Source organism: Microbispora triticiradicis (assembly GCF_005864065.1).
In the GTDB taxonomy this organism is placed as follows: Bacteria; Actinomycetota; Actinomycetes; order Streptosporangiales; family Streptosporangiaceae; genus Microbispora; species Microbispora triticiradicis.
On record NZ_VANP01000006.1, the window covers coordinates 304,298 to 319,140 of the forward strand.

The following is a 14,843-nucleotide window of genomic DNA, read 5'->3' on the forward strand; positions in this document are numbered from 1 at the left end:
TTTCCGCGCGATCCCATTAAGTTGTCATGAAACCAGACAGGGAGTTACTTCTTGGTCTTGTCCGGGGCCTCGGAGGAGAGGGCGGCGACGAAGGCCTCCTGGGGGACCTCCACGCGGCCGACCATCTTCATCCGCTTCTTGCCCTCCTTCTGCTTCTCCAGCAGCTTGCGCTTCCGGCTGATGTCACCGCCGTAGCACTTGGCGAGGACGTCCTTGCGGATCGCGCGGATGTTCTCACGGGCGATGACGCGGGCGCCGATCGCGGCCTGGATCGGGACCTCGAACTGCTGCCGCGGGATCAGCTCCTTGAGCTTCTTGGCCATCTCCACGCCGTAGGCGTACGCCTTGTCGCGGTGGACGATGGCGCTGAACGCGTCGACGGTCTCGCCCTGGAGCAGGATGTCCACCTTGACCAGGTCGGCCGCCTGCTCGCCCGACGGCTCGTAGTCAAGCGAGGCGTACCCCCGGGTCTTCGACTTGAGCTGGTCGAAGAAGTCGAAGATGATCTCACCGAGCGGCAGTGTGTAGCGGATCTCGACCCGGTCCTCCGACAGGTAGTCCATGCCCTGGAGCTGCCCGCGGCGGCCCTGGCACAGCTCCATGATCGCGCCGATGAACTCGGCCGGCGCGAGCACCGTGGCCTTCACCACCGGCTCGTAGATCTCGCCGATCTTGCCGGCCGGGAACTCCGAGGGGTTGGTGACGACGTGCTCGTTGCCGTCCTCCATGATCACCCGATAGATGACGTTGGGCGAGGTCGAGATCAGCGACAGGTTGAACTCGCGCTCCAGCCGCTCCCGCACGATCTCCATGTGCAGCAGGCCGAGGAAGCCGCAGCGGAAGCCGAAGCCGAGCGCCGCCGACGTCTCCGGCTCGTACACGAGCGCGGCGTCGTTCAGCCGCAGCTTGTCGAGGGCCTCGCGCAGCTCGGGATAGTCGTCGCCGTCGATCGGATAGAGCCCCGAGTAGACCATCGGCTTGGGATGCTCGTAGCCGCCCAGCGCCTCCGCGGCGGGCTTGACCGCGTTGGTGACCGTGTCGCCGACCCGCGACTGGCGCACGTCCTTCACGCCGGTGATCAGGTAGCCCACCTCGCCGACGCCGAGGCCCCGGTCGGACGGCATGGGCTCCGGCGAGATGACGCCGATCTCCAGCAGCTCGTGCTGGGCGACCGTCGACATCATCAGCACGCGCTCGCGCTTGGACAGGTGCCCGTCCACCACCCTGACGTACGTCACCACACCCCGGTAGGTGTCGTACACGGAGTCGAAGATCAGCGCGCGGGCGGGGACGTCCGGGTTGCCGACGGGCGCCGGGACGTGTTCCACGACGTGGTCGAGCAGCTCCTTGACGCCCGCACCGGTCTTGCCGGACACGCGCATCACGTCGCCGGGGTCGCAGCCGATGAGGCCCGCGATCTCCTCGGCGTACTTGTCGGGCTGCGCGGCGGGCAGGTCGATCTTGTTGAGCACCGGGATGATGTGCAGGTCGGCGTTCATGGCCAGGTAGAGGTTGGCCAGCGTCTGGGCCTCGATGCCCTGTGCCGCGTCCACGAGGAGGATCGCGCCCTCGCACGCCTCCAGCGAGCGCGACACCTCGTAGGTGAAGTCGACGTGGCCGGGCGTGTCGATCATGTTGAGGACGTGGCCGTTCCAGGGCAGCCGCACGGCCTGCGACTTGATCGTGATGCCCCGCTCCCGCTCGATGTCCATGCGGTCGAGGTACTGCGCACGCATCGACCTGTCGTCCACGACGCCGGTGAGCTGCAGCATGCGGTCGGCGAGTGTCGACTTGCCATGGTCGATGTGCGCGATGATGCAGAAGTTGCGGATCAACGCGGGGTCGGTCTGGCCAGGCTGAGTGCGCACCGGAGTCCGTTTCAACAGGGTGTGGTCATACGGGTTTCGAGTGACTGCTGGTCGATCGGGCCGCCCTCGCCTCGCGCTCGGCGGGCCCTCTCTCGGCTGGCGGACCAGCCACCCTCCATGGTGGCATGTCCGGGTGCTTGCCTTGACCACCAGACGGACCATCAGACGCGTTCTCCGCTGGACCGCCCTCGTCGCGGCCGTTCCGCTCGCGCTCGGCCTCGCGGCGGCGGCCGCGCTGCGCGTCCAGTTCGCCGGGACACCCGCCGCCTGGACGCGGACCACCGGGCACGACGCCCTGTGGATGGGCCACGCCTGGGTGGACGGCCGCCGCACGGAGGCCGACGTGCGGGCCCTCGCCGTACGGCTGCGCGCGAGCGGGATCAGGGACGTGTACGTCCACAGCGGGCCGTTCAAGTACGACGGGACCCTGCCGCCCGACCGCTACACCAACGCCGGAAATTTCCTGAAATGGTGGCGCAAGAATCTGCCCGGTGTCCGGGTGTCGGCCTGGCTCGGCCAGACGGTCAACGACAACGGGAAGGCCCACCTGAGCCTGGCCGACGCGGCGGCGCGGGCCCGGATCGTGGCGGGCGCCCGTGACCTTGTCACCCTCGGCTTCGACGGGATCCACTACGACTTCGAACCGGTCTCCGACGGGGACGGGCCGTTCCTCGGCGTGCTGCGGGAGACGCGGCAGGCCATCGGCGCCCGGCTCCTGTCGGTCGCCACCCAGCAGATCGAGCCGCTGACCGGCATGCGCGCCCCCACCGCCCTGGCGATCGGACACGACAAGTACTGGACGCCGGACTACTTCCGGCAGGTCGTGGGCCTGACCGACCAAGTCGCGATCATGACGTATGACTCCGGGACGCCCCTGCCGTCCCTGTACGGCGGCTACGTCGCGCGGCAGACCTCGCTCGCCCTCGATCTCGTGCCCGAGGACAAGACCCTCCTCATCGGGGCGCCCGCCTACCACGACCACGGCATCCCGTACGCGGACCGGGCCGAGAGCGTCGAGGCCGCGGCCGAGGGCGCCCGGCTCGCGCTCGGCGAGCACGGCCCGCGCACCGAGTTCGGCCTGGCCCTGTACGTCGACTTCGCGGCCACGGAGGAGGACTGGAGGGAGTACGAGACTGCCTGGGTGCGCGGACGAGCCGGAGGAGGGTCCGCCGAGTCGCTCGGGCGGGCCGATGTGCGGACCACGGCCGTCGTGCCGCGATAGCATGAACACAGGGCGGCCCGTCGTCGCGGATTTGAGCGATGGCCCGGGCTGTTGGTATCCTGTCCAACTGCGTGTGGCGCGCCCTCTCACGAGCCCGCGCGCCCCATCCGACCAAGACTTAACACTGAGGCTTTCTTCGTGGCGAACATCAAGTCCCAGATCAAGCGGAACCGGCAGAACGAGAAGCGCCGGCTGCGCAACAAGGCCGTCAAGTCGTCCCTGAAGACCGCGGTCCGCAAGTTCCGCGAGGCCGCCGACCAGGGCAACGTGGACGACGCCCTCGTCGCGCTCCAGGCCGCGTCCCGGCAGCTCGACAAGGCCGTCAGCAAGGGCGTGATTCACAAGAACCAGGCCGCCAACCGCAAGTCCGCGATCGCCAAGCGCGCCGCGGCTCTGCAGGGCGCCAAGTAGTTCCGCACCGAGCGCACGCCGCATCTTCCCTGATCGGGAGATGCGGCGTTTTCGCGTTTCCGACGCCCCCCTGCCCTCTGTACGCGGTGACGTCGGCATCGCGCTGGGGCGGGGGTCGCTCGATCGGCTCTGCCCGCGAGTCCGTCAGCGGGCGGTGCGGCTGGCGACGATCGTGTGGATGGCCTTCTCCAGCGCGTACCCCGGATCGGCGCCGCCACCCTTGACCTGCTCGTCCGCGACGGCGACCGCCTGGAGGGCGGCGGAGATGCCGTCAGGGCCCCAGCCGCCGAGCTGGCGCTTCACCCGGTCGATCTTCCACGGCGGCATGCCCACGTGACTCGCGAGCTGGCCGCCGCGGAGGTTGCGGGGCGCGCCTCCCACCTTGGCGAGCGAGCGCAGGCCCCCCGCCAGGGCGCTGACGATCAGCACCGGAGCAACGCCCGTCGCCAGGGCCCAGCGGACCTGCTCCAGCGCCTCACCCAACCGGCCTTCCACGGCCAGATCCGCGATCGTGAAACCGCTGACCTCGGCCCGCCCCCGGTAGTACTTCGCGACCGCCGCCTCGTCGATGTTCTTGCCCTGCGTGTCGAACGCGAGCTGGCCGCACGCCGCCGAGAGCTCCCGCAGGTCGCTGCCCACCGCGTCGAGCAGCGCCTGCGCGGCGGCGGGCGAGATCGTGCGGCCCTCCCTGCGGACCTCGGCCTTGATGAAGTCGAGCCGCTCCCCCGCCTTGGTCGGCTTGGCCACGGTCACGACGTCGGCGCCCGCCTTCTTCACCCCGTCGACCAGTGCCTTTCCCTTGGCCCCGCCGGGATGGGCCAGCACCAGCACCGCCTCGTCGGCCGGGCGCGCGGCGTACTTCACCACCTCGGCGACGACGTCCTTGGGCAGGTCCTGCGCGGCGCGGATCACGATGATCGACCTGTCGCCGAACAGCGAGGGCGAGGTGAGCCCGGTCAGCTCCCCGGGCTCCACCTTGCCCCCCTGGAGGTCGTGCACCTCCGCCCCCGGGTCCTCGGCGCGGACCGCCGCCACGACGGCCCGGACCGCCCGATCGGCCAGGAACTCCTCGTCGCCGACGACCAGGGTCACGGGTGCTGCGTTCGCCATGGCACGCAGCATGCCACGCCGGCCCGGCGGCGGCACACCCGGCGCCCAGCGCGTTCGCGGCGCCACCCGCCGTCCGGCGGCACACCCGGCGCCCAGCGCGCTCGTCGCGGCCCCGCATCGGCCGTCCGGCTCACGCCCGATGGGAGCGAGCCGGGCGGCCGGGTGACGAGCGCCCCGCCGCGGCCGTCACCGGAGGCCCCCCATCGACGTCACCGCCGACATGGCCGGGTCCGCCCGCCGAGATGCTTGATGCTAGGCCCGGGTGGCCGCGGTGCGACCCCGGGCCTGGCCGGCCGGCGTCTGGGCCGGCGTCTGGGCGGCGGTCTCCCTGGCCTTCTCCCGCTCCTCCATCTCCTGCGTCCGGCGAGCCGTCCTGGAGAGGTCCTCCAGCTCGTGCGCGGTCTCCTGGAACTCCTGCGCGGCCTCCCTCGTCATCCTGCCGACGAGCCTGCGGCCGCGAAGAGCCATGTCCTCGTAGACCTCGTTGGCTTTGGCGATGGCGTAGGGGCCCACGCCGGCGAGGGCGCAGAATGGCTTGGACATCGTGATCCTCTTGACCGGTGTCGTCACTTGGTCACTCTCCGTTAAGGTCGCTCTGGCGAGGCTGCTCGGTTCCGTCTGTCTTGGTCAGGGGAGGAACGGCACGTCCTCATCGGCAGGCGGAACGGGCCGGTGCTCTCCGGGTTCCGCCGCCGGGGCCATGCCTGGAGTGCGCGCCCGCTCCCCGACAGGCGAGCGCACACCGGCACCATCCCCGCACTCGTCCCAAGGACACCGGGCAGGAAAGCAAGCGCGGATCAAAGAGCGGCGTCGAAGGCCCCCGCGCTCACTCTGGAACCGAGACGCATCGCGGTGAGTCTCGCAGGTCCGGCCCACACGATCGAGGAGTTCCACAGCCTGGCGCACCCTGTCCCGCCACCGGACATCTCGGCGGCGAGCAGGGCGGCCCAGGCACCGACCGCACCCTGTACGGCGCGGCCCTGCGGGAGCTGGAGGACGTACCCCCGAGCTGTGGCCGACGAACGGCTTCCGTTGCCGGCGCGCCGCCGCGGCACAGCCGATGTCCAGCCGGCAGCGGGGGTCATCTGCCGCGTACGACCACGGCGAGACGACCGTGGTCGGCGACGACCGCGATGTCTCCCGACAGATCCGTGCGATAGGGGCGCATGCCGAGGCCGCGCAGGCGGCGGAGCGTCACCTGGGCGGGGTGCCCGTAGTCGTTGACCGCGCCGACGCTGACGAGGGCGGCCCGGGCCCCAGTGGCGGCGAGGAACGCCGGCGCCTGCCGGGACGATCCGTGGTGGGGCACCTTCAGCACGTCCACCCGGGGGACGCCACTGCGCAGCAGGGCCTCCTGCGCCTCCGTCTCCAGATCCCCGGCGAGCAGAGCCGCGCCCAGGGGCGCTCCCTGGTCCCCTCGCCTCTCCGGTGCGCCCTCCGCCTCCTGCACCGCGCCTTCCTGCACCGCGCCTTCCTGTGCCTCACCTGCCTGTGCGCCGCCTGCCTGTGCCCCCTCCGTCGCAGGGGTGACCAAGGCTCCTGGCTCCCCCGAGGGGCCCTCAGGCTCTCTGCCCGTGTGGGCTGTGGCCGTTCGCGGCGGGCCTGACCAGCGCACGAGCAGCACGACGCTGGCGTTGTTGGCGATCGAGCCCTCTCCGGTGCCTTGGGGCGCGATGCCGGGCTCCGGCGCCAGCACGGTGATCTCGGTGGGCCCGAACCGCCACCGCATACCGCGCACGGCCTGCCACTCCAGGATCCGGGCCGCCTGGAGTTGCCGGGAGACCCGGCCCGCCTCCCCTTCGGGCACCCGGCCCGGGCTGACCACCACCGCGCCGACCGCCCGGCCCCGCAGCACGCCCGGGAGCCCGCCGACATGGTCGAGGTGCGGATGCGTGAGGATGACGAGCGGCACCTGCCGCACGCCGAGGGCACGCAGGCAGCGGTTGGCGGGGCCGGGCGCCGGTCCCGCGTCCACCACCACCGCCCGGCCGGGACCGGCGGCCAGCACCAGGGCGTCTCCCTGCCCCACGTCGCAGGCGACGAGCAACCATCCGGGCGGCGGCCACGGCGAGACCACCGGCACCGCCACGAGAGCGGTGAGCAGCGCCCCCGCCGCGAGCGCGGCCGCGAAGCGCCTTCGCGCGCGGCCCCGAAGAACGACCCAGCCCACCAGCGCCACCGCCGCCAGCCCGGCCAGGCCCGGGGCTCCCCCCGGCCACTCGGCGGTGGCGAAGGGAAGGTCGGCGGCCCGCCGCGCCACCGCGATGATCCAGCCGACGGCCCATCCGGCCGGACGCACCAGCAGCCGGGCCAGGTCCATGCTGATCGGGGCGGTCACCGCAGCGGCGAACCCCAGCACGGTCGCCGGGGCCACGGCGGGTTCGGCGAGCAGGTTGGCCGGGACCGCGGCCAGGTCGAGCCGCCCGGACATCAGCACCAGCAGCGGCGTGACCGCCACCTGCGCCGCGACCGTCACGGCCAGCGCCTCGGCGAGCAGACGGGGCATACGGGGCATGCGGCGCTCCAGACGATCCCGCCAGCGCGGCGCGAGGACGAGGATGCCGCCCGTGGCGACGACCGACAGCGCGAACCCCCACTCACGGGCCAGCCCGGGATCGAACACCAGCAGCCCGAGCACGGTCGCGGACAGGGCGGCCAGACCGTCCCTCGTACGGCCCGTGCCGAGGGCGACGGCGGCGACCATCCCCATGGCGAGAGCTCGTAGCACGCTCGGCGACGGCCTGGCCACGATCGAGAAGGCGATCATCGCGATGACCGCGACGACCGCCCGGACGGCGAGGGGCAGCCCGGCGAGGCGGCTCAGTGCGAGCACCGCGCCCGCGACGATCGCCAGATTGGTCCCGGACACCGCGGTCAGGTGGCTGAGGCCCGCGGTCGTCATGTCGAGGCGCACCTCCTCGTCCATGCGGGACACGTCGCCGACGACCAGTCCCGGCAGCAGGCCGCGCTGATCGTCCGGCAGCACGTCACTCGCCTCGCGCAGACCCGCGCGCAGCACCTCGGCCGCACGCTGCACGGCGGACGGGACGCCGATCGGCTCGGGCAGCCCGCGGACGAGCAGCACCGCGGCGACCGGCTCGCCCGGTCGCGCCGGGCTCAGCCTTCCGCGTAGCCGGACCCGCTGGCTCGGCAGCAGTGCGCGCCATCCGGCGGCGGGACCCAGCAGCACGACGGGGACGTCCACGGCGTACCGCTCCCGAAGGGCCGACACGAGCAGGAGCCTCGCCCGCACCACGGCCGTGTCGCGGCGGGTCACGCCACCCGGGTGCGGCCGGATGCGCGGGTCGTCGGTGATCTCCGCCTCCACGGAGACCGCCGCCTCGCGCCGGGCCAGATCCGGCACCGGCCCGGTCGTCACCCCGTGCACCCTGAACGCCACCACGGTCGCGGTCACCGCCATGGACGCGAGCACGGCGAGCCCGGCCCGCGCGGCGGTGCCCGGCCCTCCCGCCCGCCGTCGTCGCCGGGACGCCGTCGTCCGGAGGACGGCGGCCGCGACGGCGGCGGTCAGCGCCACCGCCACCCCGGCCGCGACCGGGCAGGTCAGCAGCACGACCGCCGCGAGCCACGCGGCCAGCGCCGGGGCCACCAGAGCCACCGGACCCGCGCCTCCCGGACCCGAGCCCACCAGACCCGAACCTCCTGGACCCGAGCCCACCGGAACCGAGCCTGCCGGACCGGTACTTGCCGGACCGGTACTTGCCGGGCTGCTCCGGTCGGCACGGCCACCGGCCTCGGCCCTGGGCAGGCCGGGCTCGCCTCCGCCGTCCCCCGAGGACGACGCCCTGTGGGAGGGCGTCTCACCGAAGACGGCCGGAAGGGCGGTGGAGAGACGGCGGAAAGGCTCGGCGGGCATCAGACGGTGACCTTGTCGCGGAGCTCGGCGAACTTCCGCTCCCCGATGCCGGGGATGTCCTTCAACTGGTCGACGCTCTGGAAGCCCCCGCGGGCGTCGCGGTAGTCGACGATGCGTTGCGCGATCACACCCCCCACCCCGGGCAGCGCGTCGAGTTGCGCGGCGGTGGCGGTGTTGAGGTTGACGACTGCGCCTCCCGGCGTTTCCACCCCTCCCGGCGGGGCGTCCAGGCCGGCCGCCGTGCCGGACTGGGCCGGGCTCCCCACGGTGATCTGCTCGCCGTCCACCACGTGCCGGGCGAGGTTGACGCCACCTGGGCTCGCTCCCTTGCGGACGCCTCCCGCGGCCTCGATCGCGTCCGCCACCCGCGCGCCCCGCGGAAGGACGAACACCCCTGGCCTGCGGACCTTGCCGGTCACGTAGACCACGACCCGCGCCGCCGGCCCGGAGGACGGACCGCCGGATCCACCGGCCCCCGGCGTGTAGGCCGTCGCGCGCTGGTCTCCGGTCTGCTCCGATGCCGGATCCCGGCCCGGGCCCGTTTCCGTGGTCGCAGATGTCGCAGGAGGCTCGCCTGGGCCAGGTTTCAGGTTGGCGGCGGCCGGGAGCGGAGGTGCGACGGGTTCGGCCACCGCCCGTGACCGCCACACGACCACCCCGGTGACGACGACGGCGAGCAGACCGGCGGCCACCAGCACCCGCAGACCTGGCACCCCTGGATCCATCCGCGCCAGGGCCCGGCCCAGCGACGCCCGCTCCAGCACGGGTTGCGCGAACGGCTCGCCGTCCTCCTCTTCCGGCGGCAGGACCGCCCCCCGGTGATCGTGGTCATCACGCTCGCGGGTCTCTCCCGCCGGATGAGGGGCGCCGAACGACGGCGGCGGGCCGGGCGGGGACGGCACCGATCGCAGGCGCGCGGACGGCGGGACCGGATCCGCCGGTCGCAGCAGCCCAAGCAGGCGAGACTCACCGACGGCGACATCGCGTACGGCTCCGCGGAACTCCTTGCTCAGCACGCCATGGACGGTAGACACGCGGCGTACGCCCGGCGGCTCCCGAACGCGGTTCTGTGGACAACCATCGGACCCGCACCGGCACCGCGAAAAGCGCCGCCCACGCGACGCGACGCCCCTGCACTACGGACACGCGCCGCACGCGACGTGCGAGGGCGGCGGCGACCGCGCGTACGGCGTGGATCAGTCCGCGACGCCGGGGGCGATGGTGACGCCGAGCACTCCGGGCCCGGTGTGGGCGCCGAGGACCGGCCCGATCTCGACCACCCACATCCGTACCAACCTGGGCAGCCGCGCCGTCAGGCCCTTCATGAGCGCCTCGGCCCGCTCGGCCGCCATCAGGTGCTGCACCGCGACGTCGACCGGCCGTTCGCCGGCCTCCTCCACCACCAGGTCCTCCAGGCGGGCGAGGGCGCGGCTCGCGGTGCGGACCTTCTCCAGCACGGTGATCTCGCCGTCGGCGAGACGCAGCAGCGGCTTGATCGACAACGCCGAGCCCAGGAGGTTGGCCACGCGGCCGATGCGTCCGCCACGACGGAGATATTCGAGTGTGTCGACGTAGAAGACCGTCTCGGAGGCGGCGGCCCTGCCACTCGCCACCGCGGCCACCTCGGCGGCGGGGGCTCCCGCTCCGGCCGCCCGGGCGGCGGCGAGAACCGCGAACCCCAGTCCCATCGCGATCGACCGGCTGTCGACCACCTGGACCGGTACGGGCGCCTCCCGGGCGGCGAGGCGGGCGGAGTCGACGGTGCCGGACAGCGCACCGGACAGATGGACGGAGACGATCTCGGTGGCGCCTGCGGCGGCCGCCCGCTCGTACGCCTCGGCGAACCGCTCGGGAGACGGGCGGGAGGTGACGATCGGCGAGCGGCCCTGCAGGGCGTGCGCGAGAAGCCCGGCGTCGAACGGGGTCACGTCGTCGATCTCGTGATCCCCGAGGATCACCTGAACCGGTACGACGGTCACGTTCCATCTGCCGGTCGCCTCTGCGCCGAGATACGCCGTGGAGTCTGTGACGACCGCGACGGATGGTGACATATCGCGAGATTACCCGGCGGTGATCGCCCTAGCCTGGCTGAACTTCGTCTCCTACTCGCAACTCGCCGAGATTCGTGGGCACCAGGCGGACGCCGAACCAGGTGTTTCCGTCCCAGCGGCGGTGTTTGGCCAGGGTGCGCAGGGGCTCCTTGCCGCGCTCCTGAGTGATCGGGTCCCAGATGGTGGCGGCGCAGCGGTCGCACAGCATCGAGACGCGGCAGTCGATCTCGCCGATGCGGACCGACGTCCAGGCGTCCTCCGCGAAGGGTTCCGCGCCCTCGACGATGAGGTTGGGCCTGAAGCGCGCGACGTCGAGGGGGTGCGGGGGAGGCTCCTGGCGTTCCATCGCGCCTTCGGCGATCCAGTCGTCCAGGCGCCGGAGCGAACTCCTGGAGACGAGATGGAGGGGTCCGTCCCAGAGGCCGCCGGTGTGTGCGGCGAGGGTCCGGCGTTCGGGTTCGTCCAGCCAGACGAGGCGGGCGGGCTTGCCGAGCAGGCGGGTGAACCATTCGTGGGCGTCGGCGTGGGCGAGCACGGCTCGGTCGAGGGTGGAGCAGCTCAGCGAGATCGTGTCGCCGGCGGCCGGGGGAACCTTGAGTTCGCCCATGTCCTTCGCCGACAGGTGGAGACCGCCTTCGGGCGTCTCCACGGCCGAGACCGAGAGGAGCCGGGGGTGTTCGCCCACCCAGATCAGTTCGCCCATCGGGTCGACCACACCCCAGCGGCGGTCGCCTTCCAGACCCCAGGGCAAGACCTTGGCAGAGAGGCGGGGAATGCCTTTGCCGGACTTGATGGGGTAAGTGCGGATCTCGGCGAGTTCCATTGAACAAGGATAGAAGAAAGCGCTCTCTCGGGGTACGGAAGCGTGTCCACGGGATGCCGGAGTGAGGTCTTCGACCCCGTTGAAATGTGCGTTTCCCGTGCTCTTCGACGTGGCGGCGGGGACCGTCCGCCGACAGTCCGGGAACCGCTTTCCGTGAAACTCTCATGGCGGGCGCCGCCGGAGGGCTTGGCGTGCCGGTGGCGCAGCGCCTCCCCGGCCGGGCCGGGTGCGCCGGCGCCGCCCGCAGCCGGCTCACAGCCCGGGCCTTACCGCGCGAAACTCAATGCACAGAACTCAATGCGCAGGACGCTACGCGCGCAGAACTCAACGCACAGAACTCAGTGCGCAGGGCTCACTGTACGGGGACGCCGCCCCGCCAGACGCGCCGCGGCTTCAGGCCGAACGACCAGGCGAAGGCGCCCTCGTGGTCGGCGTCCCACTGCACGATGTCGGCGAGACGGCCGGGGGCGAGGATGCCGCGGTCCGGCGCGCCGAGAACCTGGGCGCCGCCCAGCGTGGCCGCCCGCAGCGCGTCACCGACGCTCATCCCGAACGCCGCCACGGCCAGGCTGATCACCAGGGACATGGAGGTGATGCCGCAGTGGCCGGGGTTGTGGTCGCTGCCGAGCGCCACGGGCACGCCCTGGGCCAGCATCCGGCGCACCGGCGGGAGATGCCCCACCTGGAGCGCCGCGCCCGGGCAGACGACCGCGGGCACGCCGTACCTCGCCATGAGGGCGATGTCCTCGTCGGAGGCGTGGTGGAGCAGGTCGGCGGAGGCGCAGCCCATCTCGGCGGCGAGCTGGACGGCGCCGCGGCGGTTGTACGCGCCGGCGTGGACCCGCGGCAGGAGCCCGACGTTGCGGCCGGAGGCCAGCACCCAGCGGGCCTCCTCGGCGGTGAAGTGGCCGTCGTCGCAGTAGACGTCGACGCTGTCGGCCCCGGCTCCGGCGGCGTCCGCGCACCAGGAGGCGACCGCCTCGACGTAGTCGCGCTGGCGGCCGAAGTATTCGGGCGGCACCACGTGGGCGGCCAGGAACGTGACGTGGACCCGCGGCATCATCGGCTCTTTCTCGAGCTCGCGCAGGAGCCGCACGTCGGCGAGCTCGCCGTCGCGGGTCAGGTGGTAGCCGGTCTTGGCCTCGACGGTGGTGGTGCCGCTGAGCAGCCACTCGCGCAGCCGCTCCCGCACCCCGTTGCAGAGGGTCCAGGGGTCGGTGCCGCGGGTCACCGTGACGGTCGAGCCGATGCCGCCGCCCGCCGCCGCGATGGCCGAGGAGCTGGAGCCACCAGAACGCATCGCCATCTCGGCGTACCGGTTGCCGGCGTACACGGGATGGGTGTGCGCGTCGATGAGGCCGGGCGTGACGAGCGCTCCGCCGAGGTTCTCCACGTGGTCGACGTCGACGATGTCGTCGACGACCCCCGGAACGCTCTGCGGGAGGTCCGCGGCGCGGCCCACCCAGGCGATGCGGTCGTTGTGCACCAGGATCGCGGCGTTGCTGCACACATCGTGCCCGGTCCACAGGCGGCCGATGTTGGTGAGAAGGCGAACGGTCATCCGACCACCTGCCGGTCACCCCTGGACGTCGAGCGGCCCCAGCCGGTGGGCTCCGGGCCCGCCGTGTCCGCTTCGTATTCGGACGTCATTGGGGGTCTCCTGCCTCATCGCGCACGGGGTTGTTGTGCGATGACCCTACCGCCGGGGTGTCGAACCCGGGCGATTCAGTTCAGTTACGGTATTTCACGGGTGGGTTCGATGTACAGGGTTATCGACAAGAACCCACGTCAGCCTCGCCAGCACCGAGACTTACCAGTTGTTTCACGCGCCGTGGCGAGGTTCGGACGCCCAGCTCCGACCCCGTGTCCGCGAGCGTCTGCGGAAGGGTGACCACGCTGCCTGGAGACATATTCCACCCACGCCATAAGGTCCCATTGGGCTTTCCTTATCATACCAAGGGCATGCCTTGACGGGCCACCGACACGCCGAGGCGGCTCGCCGGGAAGGGCGCGGATCCAGCGGATCAGACGGTCCGGACCAGAGCGGTCCGGACCGGATCAGACGGTTTCGACGGGCTTCGCCACCCTGTCGAGCTCCGCGTAAAGGTCGGCGAAGACCCGCGCGTGCAGGATCGTGCCGTCGCCGGTGTGCTCCAGCGACAGCACCTCGCCCTCGCTGTGCGCCCGCGCGACGAGGTCGCCCCTGTCGTACGGCACCAGCATCCTGACCTCGTGGTCGAGGCGGGGGAGCTCGCGCTCGATCATCGCCATCAGCTCGCCGATCCCGGACCCGGTCCGGGCGGAGACGACGATGCTGTGCCGTTCCTTCATGGTCAGCCGGGTCAGCACGACCGGGTCGGCGGCGTCGGCCTTGTTGACGACGATGATCTCCGGGATGTCCCGCGCGCCCTCGATCTCCGCCAGCACCTCGCGGACGGCGGCGATCTGCGACTCGGGGTCGGGGTGCGATCCGTCCACCACGTGCAGGATCAGGTCGGCGTCGGCCACCTCCTCCAGCGTCGAGCGGAACGCCTCGACGAGCTGGTGGGGCAGGTGCCGTACGAACCCGACGGTGTCGGCCAGCGTGAACAGCCGGCCCTCGGGCGTGCGGGCCCTCCGCACGGTGGGGTCGAGGGTCGCGAACAGCGCGTCCTCGACCAGCACGCCCGCGCCGGTCAGCCGGTTGAGCAGCGACGACTTGCCGGCGTTGGTGTATCCGGCGATCGCCACCCCGGGCACCTCGCGGGCCTGCCTGCGGTGCCGCATGGTCTGCCGGGCGGTGGACATCTCCTTGATCTGCCGCCGCAGCTTGGCCATGCGCTCGCGGATCCGCCGCCGGTCCAGCTCGATCTTGGTCTCACCGGGGCCGCGGCCGCCGATGCCGACGCCGCCGGCGGCCCGGCCGCCGACCTGACGTGACAGGTTGCCGCCCCAGCCGCGCAGGCGCGGCAGCAGGTACTGCAGCTGCGCCAGCTCGACCTGGGCCTTGCCCTCCCGGCTCTTGGCGTGCTGCGCGAAGATGTCGAGGATCAGCGCGGTGCGGTCGATGACCTTGACCTTGACGACCTCTTCGAGTTGGCGGAGCTGACCGGGGGTCAGCTCGCCGTCGCAGATCACGGTGTCGGCCCCGCTGGCGGCCACGATGTCACGCAGCTCGACCGCCTTGCCGGAACCGATGTAGGTGGCGGGGTCGGGCCGGTCACGGCGCTGGATCAGACCTTCCAGCACCTGTGATCCGGCGGTCTCGGCGAGGAGCTTCAGCTCCTGCAGCGAGTTCTCCGCGTCCGCGGCCGTGCCGCCGGCCCAGACGCCCACCAGCACGACGCGCTCCAGCCGGAGCTGGCGGTATTCGACTTCGGTGATGTCTTCGAGCTCTGTCGACAGACCCACTACGCGGCGCAGCGCCTGGCGCTCTTCCAGGTCGTAGTCGCCCACGGCGAGGTCTTCGGGCTCGTATCGCATATATGTCATCTCTACTAGA

Annotated in this window: 11 protein-coding genes; 2 read left to right on the forward strand and 9 right to left on the reverse strand. The window is 72.1% G+C overall.

What is annotated here, in order from left to right; genetic code table 11:
* Positions 1-44: 44 nt before the first annotated feature.
* Positions 45-1,868, reverse strand: a complete 1,824-nt coding sequence (gene lepA, locus FED44_RS18135) for a translation elongation factor 4 (protein WP_133305844.1) — start codon at positions 1,866-1,868, stop codon at positions 45-47.
* A gap of 142 nt (positions 1,869-2,010) precedes the next feature.
* Here lepA and FED44_RS18140 point away from each other — a divergent pair, with 142 nt between their 5' ends.
* Complete coding sequence (locus FED44_RS18140; RefSeq protein ID WP_138461384.1) at positions 2,011-3,090, forward strand: glycoside hydrolase family 18 protein; 1,080 nt, start codon at positions 2,011-2,013, stop codon at positions 3,088-3,090.
* A 138-nt stretch (positions 3,091-3,228) separates the two neighbouring features.
* On the forward strand, positions 3,229-3,501 hold the full coding sequence (rpsT, locus tag FED44_RS18145; RefSeq protein ID WP_111697213.1) for a 30S ribosomal protein S20: 273 nt from the start codon (positions 3,229-3,231) through the stop codon (positions 3,499-3,501).
* A 144-nt stretch (positions 3,502-3,645) separates the two neighbouring features.
* Here the strand turns inward: rpsT and holA are convergent, their stop codons facing one another.
* The 8 genes from holA to hflX all read right to left on the reverse strand — a co-directional run bounded on the left by holA (position 3,646) and on the right by hflX (position 14,824).
* The gene (holA, locus tag FED44_RS18150; protein WP_222867909.1) at positions 3,646-4,611 is read right to left on the reverse strand and encodes a DNA polymerase III subunit delta; all 966 of its coding nucleotides are present in this window, start codon (positions 4,609-4,611) and stop codon (positions 3,646-3,648) included.
* A gap of 252 nt (positions 4,612-4,863) precedes the next feature.
* The gene (locus FED44_RS18155) at positions 4,864-5,154 is read right to left on the reverse strand and encodes a hypothetical protein (RefSeq protein ID WP_138461385.1); all 291 of its coding nucleotides are present in this window, start codon (positions 5,152-5,154) and stop codon (positions 4,864-4,866) included.
* Between the two features lie 538 nt (positions 5,155-5,692).
* Positions 5,693-8,230 (reverse strand): ComEC/Rec2 family competence protein, encoded by a 2,538-nt coding sequence (locus FED44_RS18160; RefSeq protein ID WP_244302039.1) that lies wholly within the window; start codon positions 8,228-8,230, stop codon positions 5,693-5,695.
* A gap of 257 nt (positions 8,231-8,487) precedes the next feature.
* Complete coding sequence (locus FED44_RS18165) at positions 8,488-9,504, reverse strand: ComEA family DNA-binding protein (RefSeq protein ID WP_208759039.1); 1,017 nt, start codon at positions 9,502-9,504, stop codon at positions 8,488-8,490.
* A 180-nt stretch (positions 9,505-9,684) separates the two neighbouring features.
* The gene (locus tag FED44_RS18170; RefSeq protein WP_138461386.1) at positions 9,685-10,539 is read right to left on the reverse strand and encodes a DegV family protein; all 855 of its coding nucleotides are present in this window, start codon (positions 10,537-10,539) and stop codon (positions 9,685-9,687) included.
* Between the two features lie 28 nt (positions 10,540-10,567).
* A complete protein-coding gene (locus tag FED44_RS18175; protein ID WP_138461387.1) occupies positions 10,568-11,362 on the reverse strand; it encodes an MOSC domain-containing protein in 795 nt (264 codons plus the stop codon).
* 352 nt (positions 11,363-11,714) lie between these two features.
* Positions 11,715-12,923, reverse strand: a complete 1,209-nt coding sequence (hutI, locus tag FED44_RS18180) for an imidazolonepropionase (RefSeq protein ID WP_111697217.1) — start codon at positions 12,921-12,923, stop codon at positions 11,715-11,717.
* 497 nt (positions 12,924-13,420) lie between these two features.
* Positions 13,421-14,824 (reverse strand): GTPase HflX, encoded by a 1,404-nt coding sequence (hflX, locus tag FED44_RS18185; RefSeq protein ID WP_244302040.1) that lies wholly within the window; start codon positions 14,822-14,824, stop codon positions 13,421-13,423.
* Positions 14,825-14,843: the final 19 nt, after the last annotated feature.

Coding starts and splice junctions, on each gene's coding strand:
- hflX (WP_244302040.1), bottom strand. CDS start 14,824: ATGCGATACGAGCCCGAAGACCTCGCCGTGGGCGACTACGACCTGGAA.
- FED44_RS18155 (WP_138461385.1), bottom strand. CDS start 5,154: ATGTCCAAGCCATTCTGCGCCCTCGCCGGCGTGGGCCCCTACGCCATC.
- holA (WP_222867909.1), bottom strand. CDS start 4,611: ATGGCGAACGCAGCACCCGTGACCCTGGTCGTCGGCGACGAGGAGTTC.
- hutI (WP_111697217.1), bottom strand. CDS start 12,923: ATGACCGTTCGCCTTCTCACCAACATCGGCCGCCTGTGGACCGGGCAC.
- FED44_RS18175 (WP_138461387.1), bottom strand. CDS start 11,362: ATGGAACTCGCCGAGATCCGCACTTACCCCATCAAGTCCGGCAAAGGC.
- FED44_RS18170 (WP_138461386.1), bottom strand. CDS start 10,539: ATGTCACCATCCGTCGCGGTCGTCACAGACTCCACGGCGTATCTCGGC.